Consider the following 15717-nt stretch of genomic DNA (forward strand, 5'->3'; position numbering starts at 1 on the left):
CATGATAATTGTCAGGTTTTCCGTATATTTGAGTAGTAAAAAAAAGGGCATATTTATGAGCAAGTGTGAGCAGTGTATCATTCGAGAATTTAATTCTTTGAAGGCTTTAACTAAAGAAGAGTTGATAAGAATTACAGGATGTAAAACCTCTAAAAAAATAAAAAAAGGAGAAGTTCTTTTTGATGAAGGTGAATACATTAATGGTGTTTTTTGTGTTAAAGACGGTGTTTGTAAAGTGTCTAAAATGAGTGATAATGGTAGAGACCAAATTATTCATTTAATAAAAAAAGGAGATATTTTAGGTGAGCGTAGTTTAATAAATAATGAAGCTTCAAACTTAAAAGCTATTGCTGTAAATGACATGGAAGTGTGCTTTATTCCTAAAGAAGAAATTCTTAGAGATTTAGAGAATAACTCTAATTTTTCTATGGATGTTTTAAAAAAGATGGCAAATTCTTTAAAGAAAGCTGATGATGTTATTGTTGATATGGCACAAAAAACTGTAAAACAACGTTTAGCTGCAACTCTACTACTTTTAGATGCTAAGTTTGATAAAAATGAAAATGGCTCTATTAACATTAATTTATCGAGAGAAGATATCGCTAATATTATAGGAACAGCCACCGAAAGTGCAATTCGTTTGCTTTCTGAATTTAAAAAGAAGAAACTTATTGATTTAAAAGGAAAAGAAATCTTTATAACGGATATAAAAGCTTTAAAAGAGCTTTCTGAAGGTTTTTAACCTTCAAAAATATTATTACTAAAAAAAATCGTCTAAATAGACGATTTTTTTATTTTAAGCTTCACCAGTAGTTCCTCCAAAATTCATTGGAATTGGTGGTTGCTCATAATCTTTTATTTCTCCATGTGCTTGTTCAAACTTACGAATATTGTCTGCTAATGCTTTTGATAAACGTTTAGCGTGTTGTGGAGTTAATATAATTCTTGATTTTACTTTAGCCTTAGGAACTCCTGGCATAATATTAATAAAATCTACTATAAACTCCGAAACTGAATGGTTTATAATAGCTAAATTACTATAAGTTCCTTCTGCTATTTCTTGATCTAACTCTATATTTAATTGCGGCTCTTTCTTATTATCTTCCATAATTAAGTTTTAATATTATTTATTTAAAAAACAAGGGTTTAGAGTTCTAAGAACTCTAAACCCTTGATATTATTTATAAACTTAAGTTTTTATAAACTTTGTTCAATCTCATCCTTAGGTCCAACTACTATGTCTTCGTAAGCTCTCATTCCTGTACCTGCTGGTATACGTTTACCAACAATTACATTTTCTTTTAATCCTTCTAAGGTATCAATTTTACCGTTTACAGCGGCTTCATTTAATACTTTAGTTGTTTCCTGGAATGATGCAGCTGAGATAAATGACTTCGTTTGTAACGATGCTCTAGTAATACCTTGTAATACTTGCTCAGCTGTTGCTGGTTGTGCATCACGTGCTACTACTAAGTTTTTATCTTCTCTACGTAATAAAGAGTTTTCATCTCTTAATTGACGAGCTGTAACTATTTGTCCTGGTTTTAAGTTTGCAGAATCTCCTGAGTCTTCAACAACCTTCATTCCGTAAATAGCGTCATTTTCTTTGATGAAATCAGTTTTGTGAACTAATTGATTTTCTAAGAATAAAGTATCTCCTGAATCAATAATTCTAACTTTACGCATCATTTGACGTACTACTACTTCGAAATGCTTGTCATTAATCTTCACCCCTTGTAAACGATATACTTCTTGAATCTCGTTTACCAAGTATTCTTGAACTGCTGAAGGTCCTTTAATATTTAAGATATCGATAGGCGTAATAGCTCCATCAGATAATGGCATTCCTGCTTTGATAAAGTCGTTTTCTTGAACTAAGATTTGATTAGATAACTTAATTAAGTATTTCTTAATCTCTCCAGTTTTAGATTCGATAATAATTTCACGGTTACCACGCTTAATTTTACCAAACGATACAACTCCATCAATTTGTGCTACTACAGCTGGGTTAGAAGGGTTACGCGCTTCGAATAACTCAGTTACACGTGGTAAACCTCCTGTAATATCTCCTGCTTTACCAGACTTACGAGGAATCTTAACTAATGTTTTACCTGATTCTACTTTATCTCCATCACTTACCATTAAGTGTGCTCCTACTGGTAAACTGTACGAACGTAATGCATTACCATCAGCATCTTCAATAATTAATGAAGGAATAATCTTCTTATTCTTAGAATCTGTAATTACTTTTTCTTGGAAACCTGTTTGTTCATCTATTTCTACAGAGTAGTTAATTCCTTGCTCTAAGTTGTCAAACTTAACTTTTCCACCAAACTCAGAAACAATAACTCCGTTAAATGGATCCCATTGACATACTGCATCTCCTTTTTTAATTGTCTTTCTATCTTTATCAAAGATGATAGAACCATAAGGAATAATGTTGGTACTTAATACAATTCCTGTTTTCTTATCAGTAATTTTAATTTCTGCAGTACGAGAAATAACGATATCTACTTCTTCTCCTGCTGAATCTTTACCTTTTACGGTACGTAAGTCATCAATTGTTACAGAACCGTCGAATTTAGCGATTAACTTATTATCTTCAGAAATGTTTCCTGCTACCCCTCCAACGTGGAATGTACGTAATGTTAACTGTGTACCAGGTTCTCCAATAGACTGTGCTGCAATTACACCAACTGCTTCACCTCTTTGAACTTTTTTACCTGTAGATAAACTTTGTCCGTAACATTTTTCACAAATTCCTCTTTCAGATTCACATGTTAATGCTGAACGTACTTCTACTTTATCTACTCCTGAAGCTTCAATTTTATCTGCTAAAACAGGAGTAATTAACTCACCTGCTTCAACTAATAATTCATCAGACGCTGGTGCGTAAACATCATATAGTGCTGTACGACCTGTAATTCTTTCACTTAAAGGTTCAACGATTTCATCGTTTTTCTTTAATGGAGAAACTTCTAATCCTCTTAATGTACCACAATCTACTTCGTTAACGATAACATCTTGAGATACATCTACTAAACGACGTGTTAAATAACCTGCATCGGCTGTTTTTAATGCGGTATCGGCAAGACCTTTACGTGCACCGTGCGTTGAGATAAAGTATTCTAAAATTGATAACCCTTCCTTAAAGTTAGATAAAATTGGGTTTTCAATAATTTCTCCACCTCCTGCAGTCGATTTTTTAGGTTTCGCCATTAATCCACGCATACCTGTTAACTGACGAATCTGCTCTTTCGATCCACGGGCTCCAGAATCTAACATCATAAATACCGAGTTAAATCCTTGTTGGTCTTCACGTAAACGCTTCATAGATAATTCAGTTAATCGGTTGTTGGTAGATCCCCAAACATCAATTACCTGGTTGTAACGCTCTTTTTGCGTTAACATACCCATGTTATAGTTCATAACGATTCCATCCACTTCTTTATTAGCTTCAGCAATCATCGCATGCTTTTCTTCTGGAATAATAATATCTCCTAATGAGAACGATAAACCTCCTTGGAAGGCAAACGTATATCCCATACCTTTAATATCATCTAAGAATTTACCTATCGATGGAATATCTGTTACTTTTAAGATATTACCAATAATTCCACGTAACGATTTTTTGGTTAATACCTCATTAATATATCCTGCTTGCTCTGGTACTACTTCATTAAATAATACTCTACCAACAGTAGTTTCAATTATTTGAGTTACTAACTCTCCGTTTTCGTTGAAATCTTTAGTTCTTACTTTTATTCCAGCATTTAAGTCTACTCTGTCTTCGTTATAGGCAATAGTAACTTCTTCTGGAGAATAGAAAGTTAATCCTTCACCTTTAATAGGTACTTCTGGAGTTGACTTTCTTTCTTTTGTCATATAGTATAACCCTAAAACCATATCCTGAGACGGTACCGTAATTGGTGCTCCGTTTGCAGGGTTTAAGATATTATGAGAAGCTAACATTAATAATTGCGCTTCTAAAATAGCTTCAGGCCCTAATGGTAAGTGAACCGCCATTTGATCCCCATCAAAATCGGCATTAAATGCCGTACATACTAATGGGTGTAAACGAATTGCCTTTCCTTCAATTAATTTTGGTTGGAAAGCTTGGATACCTAAACGGTGTAAGGTAGGAGCACGGTTTAATAAAACTGGGTGTCCTTTAATTACATTTTCTAAAATATCCCAAACAACTGGTTCTTTTCTATCAATTATTTTCTTTGCAGATTTTACTGTCTTAACAATTCCTCTTTCGATTAACTTACGAATAACGAAAGGTTTGTATAATTCAGCTGCCATATCTTTTGGCAATCCACATTCGTATAACTTTAATTCTGGTCCAACAACAATTACCGAACGTGCAGAGTAATCAACACGCTTACCTAATAAGTTTTGACGGAAACGTCCTTGTTTACCTTTTAAACTATCAGATAATGATTTTAATGGTCTGTTAGACTCAGTTTTTACTGCTGATGATTTACGTGTGTTATCAAATAATGAATCTACTGATTCTTGTAACATACGTTTTTCATTACGTAAAATTACTTCTGGTGCTTTAATTTCCATTAATCGCTTTAAACGATTGTTACGGATAATTACACGACGATATAAATCATTTAAATCAGAAGTTGCAAAACGACCTCCATCTAATGGAACTAACGGACGTAATTCTGGTGGAATAACCGGAACTACTTTCATAATCATCCATTCTGGATTGTTCTCTCTATTCTTTTGAGAATCTCTGAATGCTTCAACAACATTTAAACGCTTTAATGCTTCGTTTTTACGTTGTTTAGAAGTTTCAGTGTTTGCTTTATGACGTAACTGATATGATAACTCATCTAAATCGATTCTTTCTAATAAATCAATTAAACACTCTGCTCCCATTTTAGCGATAAACTTATTAGGATCAGAATCTTCTAAGTACATATTTTCTTGTGGAAGTTCATCTACGATATCTAAATACTCTTCCTCAGTTAAGAAGTCCATTTTTTGTAATGGTTCTCCTTCGGCATTTTTAGCAATACCTGGTTGAATTACTACGTAACGTTCGTAGTAAATAATCATATCTAACTTCTTAGATGGTAACCCTAAAAGGTATCCCATTTTGTTAGGTAATGATCTAAAGTACCAAATATGTGCAACTGGTACTACTAAGTTAATATGACCTACTCTATCTCTACGTACTTTTTTCTCAGTAACTTCAACACCACATCGGTCACAAACGATACCTTTATATCGAATTCTTTTATATTTACCACACGCACACTCATAGTCTTTTACAGGACCAAAGATACGCTCACAAAATAATCCATCTCTTTCTGGTTTGTGTGTACGGTAATTTATAGTTTCTGGTTTTAACACCTCTCCTTTAGAAGCCTCTAAAATAGACTCAGGTGATGCTAAACCTATTGAAATTTTGTTAAACTTCTTAACAGTGTATTTTTCGTTTTTTCTTGCCATGATAATGGATTCGAATTAAAAATAAATGTCTTATAATAAGACTGATATTGAAAAAATGATTTGCCTCAGAGTTTTCACTCTGAGACATTTCACTGTGATTATTCTTCTAACTTAACGTCTAATCCTAAACCTTTCAGTTCGTGCATTAATACGTTAAATGATTCTGGTAAACCTGGTTCTGGCATTGCTTCTCCTTTAACGATAGACTCGTAAGTTTTTGCTCTACCTAATACATCATCAGACTTAACAGTTAAGATTTCTCGTAAGATACTTGATGCACCATATGCTTCAAGTGCCCAAACCTCCATCTCACCAAAACGTTGACCTCCAAACTGAGCTTTACCTCCTAATGGTTGCTGAGTAATCAATGAGTAAGGTCCAATAGAACGCGCGTGCATTTTATCTTCAATCATGTGACCTAACTTAATCATATAAATTACCCCTACAGTTGCAGGTTGATCGAAACGTTTACCTGTACCTCCATCATATAAATATGTATGTCCGTAACGTGGTATTCCTGCTTCATCTGTTAAAGCATTAATTTGATCAATTTTTGCTCCATCAAAAATAGGTGTCGCATATTTTTGACCTAATTTTTGACCTGCCCATCCAAGAACAGTTTCATAAATCTGACCAATGTTCATACGAGATGGTACCCCTAATGGGTTTAATACGATATCTACTGGCGTTCCGTCTTCTAAGAAAGGCATATCTTCTTGACGTACGATACGTGCAACAATACCTTTGTTTCCGTGACGTCCTGCCATCTTATCCCCTACTTTTAATTTACGTTTCTTAGCTACATAAATTTTAGCAAGTTTTAAGATTCCTGCTGGTAATTCATCTCCTACAGAAATTGTAAATTTCTCACGACGTAAAATTCCTTGTAAATCGTTTACTTTAATCTTGTAGTTGTGAACTAATTCTACAACTAATTGATTTAAGTCTTTATCGGTAGTCCAAGTTCCATGTAAATGTGTAAAATCTTCTACAGAGTTTAACATTTTTTGCGTGAACTTCTTACCTTTTGGTAATACTTCTTCTCCTAAGTCATTATATACTCCTTGAGAAGTTTTACCTGATACCAAGTTGAATAATTTTTCAACTAATACATCTTTTAACTCCTCAAATTTAGACACATAAGATGCTTCCAAAGCTGCAATTGCTTCTTTATCACGAGCACGCTTATTTTTATCTTTTACTGCGCGTTTAAATAACTTTTTATTTATTACAACACCTCTTAATGATGGAGAAGCTTTTAATGATGCATCTTTTACATCACCTGCTTTATCACCAAAGATAGCACGTAATAACTTTTCTTCTGGAGTTGGATCAGATTCTCCTTTTGGTGTAATTTTACCAATTAAGATATCACCTGGATTTACTTCTGCTCCAATACGAATCATTCCATTTTCATCTAAGTCTTTTGTAGCCTCTTCAGAAACGTTTGGAATATCGTTTGTTAATTCTTCAGCTCCTAACTTCGTATCACGAACATCTAATGAATATTCATCAATGTGAATAGAAGTAAAGATATCTTCACGAACTACTTTTTCAGAAATCACAATCGCATCCTCAAAGTTATACCCTTTCCAAGGCATAAAGGCTACTTTCATGTTTCTACCTAAAGCTAATTCTCCTTTTTGTGTTGCATATCCTTCACAAAGTACTTGTCCTTCTTCAACTCTATCACCTACTTTTACGATTGGTTTTAAGTTAATGTTTGTACCTTGGTTGGTTTTTCTAAACTTAATTAAGTCGTAAGATTTTTCATCAGAATCAAAGCTTACCATACGCTCTTCTTCTGTTCTGTCATACTTAATTGTAATTTTGTTGGCATCTACATACTCAACAACTCCAGCTCCTTCAGCGTTGATTAAGATACGAGAGTCTTTTGCTACTCTACGCTCTAAACCTGTACCTACGATTGGAGATTCTGGACGTAATAATGGAACTGCTTGACGCATCATGTTTGATCCCATCAATGCACGGTTCGCATCATCATGTTCTAAGAAAGGAATTAACGATGCTGAGATCGAAGCTATTTGGTTAGGTGCAACGTCCATATAGTTAATTGCTTCAGGGCTTTCAACAGGAAAATCACCTTCTTCACGTGCAATTACTCTATCTCTTTCTATCTTACCATCTTCCGCTATCGGTAAGTTAGATTGAGCAATCTTCATTCCTTCTTCCTCTTCTGCACTTAAGTAAATAGGTTCTTCACCTAATACTGTACCTTCTTCTACTTTCTTATATGGTGTTTCAATGAATCCCATATTGTTTACTTTAGCATAAACAGCTAAAGAAGAAATAAGTCCAATGTTTGGTCCTTCAGGTGTTTCAATCGGACATAAACGACCATAATGTGTATAGTGAACGTCACGAACCTCGAAACCTGCTCTTTCACGTGATAAACCTCCAGGTCCTAAAGCTGATAAACGACGCTTATGAGTAATCTCTGCTAATGGATTGGTTTGATCCATAAATTGAGATAACTGGTTGGTACCAAAGAAAGAGTTAATTACTGATGATAACGTCTTAGCGTTAATTAAGTCAATTGGAGTAAATACTTCGTTGTCACGAACATTCATTCTTTCACGAATAGTACGCGCCATACGAGCTAAACCTACACCAAATTGACCTGCTAATTGCTCACCAACAGTTCTAACACGACGGTTAGATAAGTGATCGATATCATCTACTTCAGCTTTTGAATTGATTAACTCAATCAAATACTTAATAATGGTAATAATATCGTTCTTAGTTAATACTTTTTGATCTAAATCTTCATCTAAACCAAGTTTAGTATTCATTCTAAAACGTCCTACCTCTCCTAAACTATAACGTTGCTCTGAGAAGAATAATTTTTCAATAATTCCTCTTGCAGTTTCCTCATCTGGCGGTTCAGCATTACGTAATTGTCTATATACATGCTCTACAGCCTCTTTTTCAGAGTTTGTAGGGTCTTTTTGTAATGTATTATGAATGATGGCATAATCTGCTTGTTGGTTGTCTTCTTTGTGTAATAACACAGTTTTAGCACCTGCTTCAATTATTTCATCAATATGTTCTTTTTCTATAATAGTATCACGGTCGAAAATTATTTCGTTACGCTCAATAGATACAACTTCTCCTGTATCTTCATCTACGAAATCTTCGTGCCAAGTTTTTAATACTCTTGCTGCTAATTTACGCCCTAATACTTTCTTTAATCCAGCTTTAGAAACTTTTACTTCTTCAGCTAAATCAAAGATCTCTAAAATATCTTTATCTCTTTCAAAACCTATGGCTCTGAATAACGTTGTTACTGGTAATTTTTTCTTTCTATCAATATAAGCATACATCACTTGATTGATATCGGTAGCAAATTCAATCCAAGAACCTTTGAATGGAATTACTCTTGCAGAGTATAACTTGGTTCCATTAGCGTGGAAAGATTGCCCAAAGAATACACCTGGTGAACGGTGTAATTGTGACACTACAACTCTTTCTGCACCATTAATAATAAAGGTACCAGAGTTTGTCATATAAGGAATTGTACCTAAATACACATCTTGAACGATTGTTTCGAAATCTTCGTGTTCTGGGTCAGTACAATATAATTTTAAACGTGCTTTTAGAGGTACACTGTGAGTTAATCCACGCTCGATACATTCTTGAATGCTATATCTTGGTGGATCTACAAAGTAGTCTAAAAATTCTAATACAAATTGATTACGTGTATCTGTAATCGGGAAGTTATCCATGAAAGTTTTATACAAACCTTCTTCTCCTCGCTCTTCAGCTTTAGTTTGCAATTGGAAGAAATCTTGGAAAGATTTTACCTGAATATCTAAAAAATCTGGATAATCAGCTCCTAACTGCGATGACGCGAAGTTAATTCTTTCAGTAGTATTTGTCGTTGCCAAAAGAGATGCTATTTTTAATTAAAAATATTATTTTTGAAACTTAACTGTTTCAATACTGCAATTTTAATTGCCTTTACTGATTAAAAATCAGCACTTTATAATCGTAAACTCACAATTAAAAAAATTGTGAAAAATAAAGAACGAATATATACACAAAATGGTTTAGGCCTAAAAACATGAGTTTTTAGTACCTAAACCTTTATTGTTTTTTCCCGTTTTTTTTATAATTCGGGAGTATAGCTTACTTAAGCTCTACCTCAGCTCCTGCTTCTTCTAAAGACTTCTTAAGACCTTCAGCCTCATCTTTAGATATACCTTCTTTGATTGGTGCTGGTGCGCTATCTACAATACCTTTAGCTTCTTTTAATCCTAATCCAGTTAATTCTTTAACTAATTTTACAACTGCTAATTTAGAACCTCCTGCTGCTTTTAAGATTACATCAAACTCAGTTTTTTCTTCTGCTGCATCTCCACCACCTGCTGCTGGTCCTGCTACTGCTACTGCTGCTGCTGCTGGCTCAATACCATACTCTTCTTTTAAAATATCAGCTAATTCATTAACTTCTTTTACTGTTAAGTTAACTAATTGCTCTGCGAAATCTTTTAAATCTGCCATTTTAATTGTTTTTTAAAAATTTTATTTATTTAGTTTATTAGTGCGCGAAATTATTTTTCTGATAATGTCTTTAAGATACCTGATAACTTACCACCACCTGATTGTAATGCTGAAACAACATTTTTCGCAGGAGATTGTAATAAGGTAATAATATCTCCAATAAGTTCTTCTCTAGATTTGATGTTAACAAGAGCGTCTAATTGGTCATCTCCAATATAAACTGCTTCTTCAACATACGCTCCTTTTAATAAAGGACGATCTTTTGATTTTTTTCTGAACTCTTTGATTACTTTTGCTGGCGCATTTGCTGCTTCAGCAATTAACATTGAAGTATTTCCTTTTAATACATCTGGTAACTCTCCAAAATCTTTATCAGAAGCTTCCATTGCTTTTGAAAGCAATGTGTTCTTTACAACAGCCAATTGTACGTTTGCTTTGAAACAAGCTCTACGTAAGTTAGATGTAGTAGTAGCATCTAACCCAGAAATATCTGCTAAATAGATGGTACTTGTATCCGCTAATTGTGCTGTTAAATCTTGTATTACTTGTGATTTTTCCTCTCTAGTCATAATTAAAAAGTTTTAACTGCCTTACGATACAGATTTTTCATCTATTGCAACACTAGGACTCATTGTTGAAGACATAAAAATACTCTTAATATAAGTTCCTTTTGCCGCAGTTGGCTTTAATTTAATAAGTGTTTGCAATAACTCGTTTGCGTTTTCTTCAATCTTTTTAGCATCAAAAGATACTTTTCCGATTGCAGCGTGTACAATACCAGTTTTATCAACTTTAAAGTCAATTTTACCAGCTTTTACTTCAGTTACTGCTTTAGCAACGTCCATTGTTACCGTACCTGTTTTTGGGTTTGGCATTAAACCTCTTGGTCCTAAAATACGACCTAAAGGACCTAATTTACCCATAACGCTTGGCATAGTAATAATAACGTCTACATCAGTCCATCCTCCTTTAATCTTTTGAAGGTACTCATCTAATCCTACATAATCAGCACCTGCTTCTTTAGCTTCTGCTTCTTTATCTGGAGTAACTAATGCTAAAACTTTTACATCTTTACCAGTTCCGTGAGGTAATGTTACAACTCCACGAACCATTTGATTAGCTTTACGAGGATCAACTCCTAAACGTACTGCTAAATCAACAGACGCATCAAATTTTACGTTTGTAATCTCTTTAACTAATGCTGATGCATCTTGTAAGCTATAAACTTTAGAGCTATCTACTTTAGCACGAGCTTCTTTTTGCTTTCTAGTAATTGCCATTTCTAAATATCTTTTAAAGTTTAAGCAGGTGCATCACCTGTTACTGTTAATCCCATAGAACGAGCTGTTCCGGCAATCATTCGCATTGCAGACTCAACTTCAAAGGCATTCATATCTACCATTTTGTCTTCTGCTATTCCACGAATTTGATCCCAAGAAACGCTTGCTACTTTTTTCCTATTAGGTTCTCCTGAACCTTTCTTAATTTTGGCCGCTTCTAATAATTGTACTGCGGCTGGTGGTGTTTTTACAACAAACTCAAATGATTTGTCTGTATAAACTGTAATAACAACTGGTAATACTTTACCTTGTTTGTCCTGTGTACGAGCATTAAACTGCTTACAGAACTCCATGATGTTAACACCGGCAGCACCTAAAGCGGGTCCAACTGGTGGCGACGGATTCGCTGCACCTCCCCTAACTTGTAGTTTAACTAATTTACTTACTTCTTTTGCCATTGTTTAAGATTTAACGATGTGTTTAAATTGGAAGCTTAAACTCATCTAAATATAGGTGTAACAATTATATTTTCTCTACTTGCATATAATTTAGCTCTAATGGAGTTTTTCTTCCGAAAATCTTAACCATTACTTCTAATTTACGCTTTTCTTCATTTACTTTTTCAACAGTTCCATCGAATCCATTGAAAGGACCATCAATTACCTTTACAGTTTCTCCAACTGAATAAGGAATTGCGATATTTTCATCTTTAACAGAAAGTTCATCAACTTTACCTAACATTCTGTTTACTTCTGATTTACGCATTGGTACAGGATCTCCTCCTTTTGTTTCACCTAAGAAACCAATAACTCCTGTTACTGATTTAATTACGTGAGGAACCTCTCCTGCTAAATTAGCTTCAACCATTACATAACCAGGAAAATAAACTCTTTCTCTGTTAATTTTCTTTCCGTTTCTTACTTGAATAACTTTTTCTGTAGGAACAATTACTTGGTTCACAAAATCAGACAACCCATGACGAGCAATCTCAGTCTCGATATAAGTTTTTACCTTATTTTCTTGACCTCCAATAGCTCTAACCACATACCACTTCATCACCGAATCAGCCATCATTAAAACATTTTAAAGAAGTTATCTAACCCTGTTTGAAAAACCTTATCTATCCCTGCTACAGCTAAAGCAAATACAATTGTAAATGCTGCAACTACTACAGTAGACTTCTGAGCTTCTTCACGAGAAATCCAAGTCATATTGGTATTTAATTCTTCAAAAGAATCTTTAATGTATTGTACAAAGTTACTCATATTTTATCCTTTTAACGAGTTGCAGTTTTCACCACAACTCGTTTTAGTTTTTGCACGGGTTGAGAGGCTCGAACTCCCGACACCTGGTTTTGGAGACCAGTGCTCTACCAACTGAGCTAAACCCGTATTTTAAAGGAGTCTCTCTCTTAAAAGAGACTCCTTATACTTTATTATTAAACTATAATTAGTCTAAGATTTCAGTTACCTGACCAGCTCCTACTGTTCTACCTCCTTCACGGATAGCGAACTGTAAACCTGTGTTTAATGCGATAGGTTGGATTAAATCAACTATAATAGTTAAGTTATCACCTGGCATTACCATTTCTACTCCTTCAGGTAAGGCAATGTTACCAGTTACGTCAGTTGTACGTACGTAGAACTGTGGACGGTAGTTATTATGGAATGGAGTGTGACGTCCACCTTCTTCTTTCTTTAAGATATACACCTCAGCTTTAAACTTAGCGTGTGGAGTAATAGAACCTGGCTTACAGATTACCATTCCTCTCTTAATCATAGACTTTTCAATACCTCTTAATAAGATACCTGCGTTATCTCCAGCTTCACCTCTATCTAAGATTTGACGGAACATTTCGATACCAGTTACAGTAGATGTTAATTTCTCATCTCCCATACCGATAATCTCAACAGGATCTCCAGTATTAACAATACCAGTTTCGATACGTCCAGTTGCTACTGTACCACGACCAGTAATAGAGAATACATCCTCGATTGGCATTAAGAAATCTTTTTCAGTATCTCTTGGTGGCTCTTCAATCCAAGTATCTACAGCTTCCATTAATTCTAAAACTGTATCAACCCACTTTTGCTCTCCGTTTAATGCACCTAAAGCAGAACCAGCTACAACAGGACCATTATCTCCATCATATTCATAGAAAGATAATAAATCTCTTACTTCCATTTCTACTAATTCTAATAACTCCTCGTCATCAACCATATCAACTTTGTTTAAGAAAACAACGATACGTGGAATACCTACCTGACGACCTAATAAGATGTGCTCACGAGTTTGTGGCATTGGACCATCTGTAGCAGCTACTACTAAGATAGCACCATCCATTTGTGCAGCACCAGTTACCATGTTCTTTACGTAATCGGCGTGACCTGGACAGTCAACGTGTGCGTAGTGACGGTTAGCTGTTGCATATTCTACGTGAGAAGAGTTAATTGTAATACCTCTTTCTTTTTCTTCTGGAGCGTTATCGATTTGATCAAAAGCTCTCTGCTCAGAATATCCAGCATCTGCTAATACTTTAGTAATTGCAGCAGTTAAAGTAGTTTTACCGTGATCTACGTGACCAATAGTACCTACGTTTAAGTGCGGTTTCGAACGATCATAAGTTCCTTTTGCCATGATTATTAATTTTAATTCTTAGTTAAATATATTTAGTGTTATTTTTAAACTCTTGTCAAATAAACTCTAAAATAGAGCCAACAACGGGATTTGAACCCGTGACCTCATCCCTACCAAGGATGCGCTCTACCAACTGAGCTATGTCGGCAACGAATTTAGAGCGGGAGACCGGGTTCGAACCGGCGACATTCAGCTTGGAAGGCTGACGCTCTACCAACTGAGCTACTCCCGCAATTTTGCTGTTAAGATTTTTGTGGGGAGAGCAGGATTCGAACCTGCGAAGTCGTAAGACAACGGAGTTACAGTCCGTCCCATTTGGCCGCTCTGGAATCTCCCCAAAAATCTTAAATCAAAATTTTAATGAACTTTTGTTCTTTTAGAGCCGATGGAGGGACTCGAACCCACGACCTGCTGATTACAAATCAGCTGCTCTAGCCAGCTGAGCTACATCGGCTTTTGCTATAAAAAAACAATCCGCTATTTCTAACGGACTGCAAATGTAAAAAGTAATTTTTAATTTTTAAAACTTTTTTAATTATTTTTTATCGTTTTTATGACACTAAGGCATCCTTTGATTTTTCTTTTGATTTTTGCAACTGTCTTTTTAACGATTCAACAGATACGCTAATTCCCTCTTCAAAGGTTTTAGTTTGTTTTTTTACTATTAATTCACTTCCAGGTATATTAATTTTTACTTCAGTTATTTTGTTTTCCTTTTCACTCGTTTTTTGCACTTTCAAAAACACTTCTGCATCAACGATCTTATCATGAAACTTTTCTAATCCTCCTACTTTTTTCTCAATGAAGTCTATTAGTTTTTTGTCTGCTGAGAAATTTACTGATTGCGTGAATACCTTCATAATTCTTCGATCTTTTAAGTTGACTCTCTAGGATGAGCCTTATTATACACTTTTTTTATTTGTTCCAAGCTATTGTGCGTATACACTTGGGTAGAGGCTAAACTTGAATGCCCTAGTAATTCTTTAACCGAATTTAACGACGCACCGTTATTAAGTAAATGTGTAGCAAAAGCATGCCTTAATATATGAGGGCTTTTTTTTGCTTTTGTTGACACCCTACTAAAGTACAAATTTATTATTCGGTAAACAAGAGTTTCATAAATTTTAACGCCTTTTTTAGTTACTAAAAGCACCTCTAAATCAACTTCTTCAATTCCTCTTTTTTGCCTTAAATATTCTTGTAAAGTTTTATATACTGACGGCAAGATTGTTACATACCTTTCTTTACTTCTTTTTCCTAAAACTTTTATTGTTTTACTAGTATGATCTATATCTTTTTCTTTAACATTTATTAACTCAACCCTTCTCATTCCTGTTGAGTACAACATTTCTACAATCAATCTATCTCTTACCGATTCAAAATCTGAACCCTCTTTTATTAGTCTTAAAACCTCTTCTACCTCGTTTTGATCAAAGGGGGTTTGTATTTTTTTTTGAACTTTTAACGCCTTATGATTTGAAAGCGGATTCACTGTTACTTCTCCTATTTTTTGCAGAAACTTATAAAAAGTTTTTAAAGAACTTACTTTTCTATTCACACTTCTATTTGACACATTAGCATTCACCAAACTAACAATCCATGTTCTAATTTGATTGTAATGAATACTCTCTAAATCCTCTTGATCAAACTCAACCTCACAAAAATCTTTAAACGCTATTAAATCTGTTTTATATGCTTGAATTGTATTTTTTGAATACTTTTTCTCAAATTCTAAATACTCTAAAAAAGCTTCTATTAGCATTATCTATCTTATTTATTAATTGAAGATACAAAAAAAACCTGT

Annotated in this window: 13 protein-coding genes and 5 tRNA genes; 1 reads left to right on the plus strand and 17 read right to left on the minus strand. The window is 34.3% G+C overall.

Annotation, left to right across the window (positions count from 1 at the left end):
• The first annotated feature begins 97 nt into the window (after window positions 1-97).
• The gene (locus ACKTTR_RS11930) at window positions 98-742 is read left to right on the plus strand and encodes a Crp/Fnr family transcriptional regulator (RefSeq protein ID WP_408028072.1); all 645 of its coding nucleotides are present in this window, start codon (window positions 98-100) and stop codon (window positions 740-742) included.
• A 54-nt stretch (window positions 743-796) separates the two neighbouring features.
• Here ACKTTR_RS11930 and ACKTTR_RS11935 read toward each other — a convergent pair whose 3' ends face one another.
• The 17 genes from ACKTTR_RS11935 to ACKTTR_RS12015 all read right to left on the minus strand — a co-directional run bounded on the left by ACKTTR_RS11935 (window position 797) and on the right by ACKTTR_RS12015 (window position 15675).
• Window positions 797-1108, minus strand: coding sequence for a DUF3467 domain-containing protein (locus tag ACKTTR_RS11935; RefSeq protein ID WP_047790111.1), 312 nt, complete (start codon window positions 1106-1108; stop codon window positions 797-799).
• 89 nt (window positions 1109-1197) lie between these two features.
• Window positions 1198-5472 carry a DNA-directed RNA polymerase subunit beta' gene (gene rpoC, locus ACKTTR_RS11940; protein ID WP_408028073.1) on the minus strand — a complete coding sequence of 1425 codons (4275 nt, stop codon included), beginning with the start codon at window positions 5470-5472 and terminating at the stop codon, window positions 1198-1200.
• Between the two features lie 98 nt (window positions 5473-5570).
• Window positions 5571-9380 (minus strand): DNA-directed RNA polymerase subunit beta, encoded by a 3810-nt coding sequence (gene rpoB / locus ACKTTR_RS11945; protein ID WP_408028074.1) that lies wholly within the window; start codon window positions 9378-9380, stop codon window positions 5571-5573.
• 241 nt (window positions 9381-9621) lie between these two features.
• Window positions 9622-9996, minus strand: a complete 375-nt coding sequence (gene rplL, locus ACKTTR_RS11950) for a 50S ribosomal protein L7/L12 (protein ID WP_303508550.1) — start codon at window positions 9994-9996, stop codon at window positions 9622-9624.
• 50 nt (window positions 9997-10046) lie between these two features.
• On the minus strand, window positions 10047-10565 hold the full coding sequence (gene rplJ / locus ACKTTR_RS11955; protein ID WP_408028075.1) for a 50S ribosomal protein L10: 519 nt from the start codon (window positions 10563-10565) through the stop codon (window positions 10047-10049).
• A 21-nt stretch (window positions 10566-10586) separates the two neighbouring features.
• Window positions 10587-11276 carry a 50S ribosomal protein L1 gene (gene rplA / locus ACKTTR_RS11960; protein ID WP_115902080.1) on the minus strand — a complete coding sequence of 230 codons (690 nt, stop codon included), beginning with the start codon at window positions 11274-11276 and terminating at the stop codon, window positions 10587-10589.
• A 20-nt stretch (window positions 11277-11296) separates the two neighbouring features.
• A complete protein-coding gene (gene rplK, locus ACKTTR_RS11965; RefSeq protein ID WP_047790105.1) occupies window positions 11297-11734 on the minus strand; it encodes a 50S ribosomal protein L11 in 438 nt (145 codons plus the stop codon).
• Between the two features lie 64 nt (window positions 11735-11798).
• The gene (nusG, locus tag ACKTTR_RS11970; RefSeq protein WP_047790161.1) at window positions 11799-12347 is read right to left on the minus strand and encodes a transcription termination/antitermination protein NusG; all 549 of its coding nucleotides are present in this window, start codon (window positions 12345-12347) and stop codon (window positions 11799-11801) included.
• Between the two features lie 2 nt (window positions 12348-12349).
• Window positions 12350-12541, minus strand: a complete 192-nt coding sequence (gene secE, locus ACKTTR_RS11975; protein ID WP_047790104.1) for a preprotein translocase subunit SecE — start codon at window positions 12539-12541, stop codon at window positions 12350-12352.
• A 53-nt stretch (window positions 12542-12594) separates the two neighbouring features.
• Window positions 12595-12667, minus strand: a tRNA-Trp gene (locus ACKTTR_RS11980).
• Window positions 12668-12725: 58 nt separating this feature from the next.
• Window positions 12726-13913 (minus strand): elongation factor Tu, encoded by a 1188-nt coding sequence (tuf, locus tag ACKTTR_RS11985; RefSeq protein ID WP_408028076.1) that lies wholly within the window; start codon window positions 13911-13913, stop codon window positions 12726-12728.
• A gap of 75 nt (window positions 13914-13988) precedes the next feature.
• Window positions 13989-14061, minus strand: a tRNA-Thr gene (locus tag ACKTTR_RS11990).
• 11 nt (window positions 14062-14072) lie between these two features.
• Window positions 14073-14145, minus strand: a tRNA-Gly gene (locus ACKTTR_RS11995).
• A gap of 22 nt (window positions 14146-14167) precedes the next feature.
• Window positions 14168-14250, minus strand: a tRNA-Tyr gene (locus ACKTTR_RS12000).
• A gap of 43 nt (window positions 14251-14293) precedes the next feature.
• Window positions 14294-14367, minus strand: a tRNA-Thr gene (locus ACKTTR_RS12005).
• Between the two features lie 97 nt (window positions 14368-14464).
• Complete coding sequence (gene hpf / locus ACKTTR_RS12010; RefSeq protein WP_408028077.1) at window positions 14465-14773, minus strand: ribosome hibernation-promoting factor, HPF/YfiA family; 309 nt, start codon at window positions 14771-14773, stop codon at window positions 14465-14467.
• A 14-nt stretch (window positions 14774-14787) separates the two neighbouring features.
• Window positions 14788-15675 (minus strand): tyrosine-type recombinase/integrase, encoded by an 888-nt coding sequence (locus ACKTTR_RS12015; RefSeq protein WP_408028078.1) that lies wholly within the window; start codon window positions 15673-15675, stop codon window positions 14788-14790.
• Between the last annotated feature and the right edge of the window lie 42 nt (window positions 15676-15717).

This window comes from Tenacibaculum litoreum (genome assembly GCF_964513915.1).
GTDB classification, from domain to species: Bacteria; Bacteroidota; Bacteroidia; order Flavobacteriales; family Flavobacteriaceae; genus Polaribacter; species Polaribacter litoreum.

Excerpts from the sequence above, each read along its gene's own strand:
- ACKTTR_RS11935 (WP_047790111.1), bottom strand. The coding sequence starts at position 1,108 with ATGGAAGATAATAAGAAAGAGCCGCAATTAAATATAGAGTTAGATCAA.
- rpoC (WP_408028073.1), bottom strand. The coding sequence starts at position 5,472 with ATGGCAAGAAAAAACGAAAAATACACTGTTAAGAAGTTTAACAAAATT.
- rplL (WP_303508550.1), bottom strand. The coding sequence starts at position 9,996 with ATGGCAGATTTAAAAGATTTCGCAGAGCAATTAGTTAACTTAACAGTA.
- rplJ (WP_408028075.1), bottom strand. The coding sequence starts at position 10,565 with ATGACTAGAGAGGAAAAATCACAAGTAATACAAGATTTAACAGCACAA.
- rplA (WP_115902080.1), bottom strand. The coding sequence starts at position 11,276 with ATGGCAATTACTAGAAAGCAAAAAGAAGCTCGTGCTAAAGTAGATAGC.
- rplK (WP_047790105.1), bottom strand. The coding sequence starts at position 11,734 with ATGGCAAAAGAAGTAAGTAAATTAGTTAAACTACAAGTTAGGGGAGGT.
- nusG (WP_047790161.1), bottom strand. The coding sequence starts at position 12,347 with ATGGCTGATTCGGTGATGAAGTGGTATGTGGTTAGAGCTATTGGAGGT.
- secE (WP_047790104.1), bottom strand. The coding sequence starts at position 12,541 with ATGAGTAACTTTGTACAATACATTAAAGATTCTTTTGAAGAATTAAAT.
- tuf (WP_408028076.1), bottom strand. The coding sequence starts at position 13,913 with ATGGCAAAAGGAACTTATGATCGTTCGAAACCGCACTTAAACGTAGGT.
- hpf (WP_408028077.1), bottom strand. The coding sequence starts at position 14,773 with ATGAAGGTATTCACGCAATCAGTAAATTTCTCAGCAGACAAAAAACTA.
- ACKTTR_RS12015 (WP_408028078.1), bottom strand. The coding sequence starts at position 15,675 with ATGCTAATAGAAGCTTTTTTAGAGTATTTAGAATTTGAGAAAAAGTAT.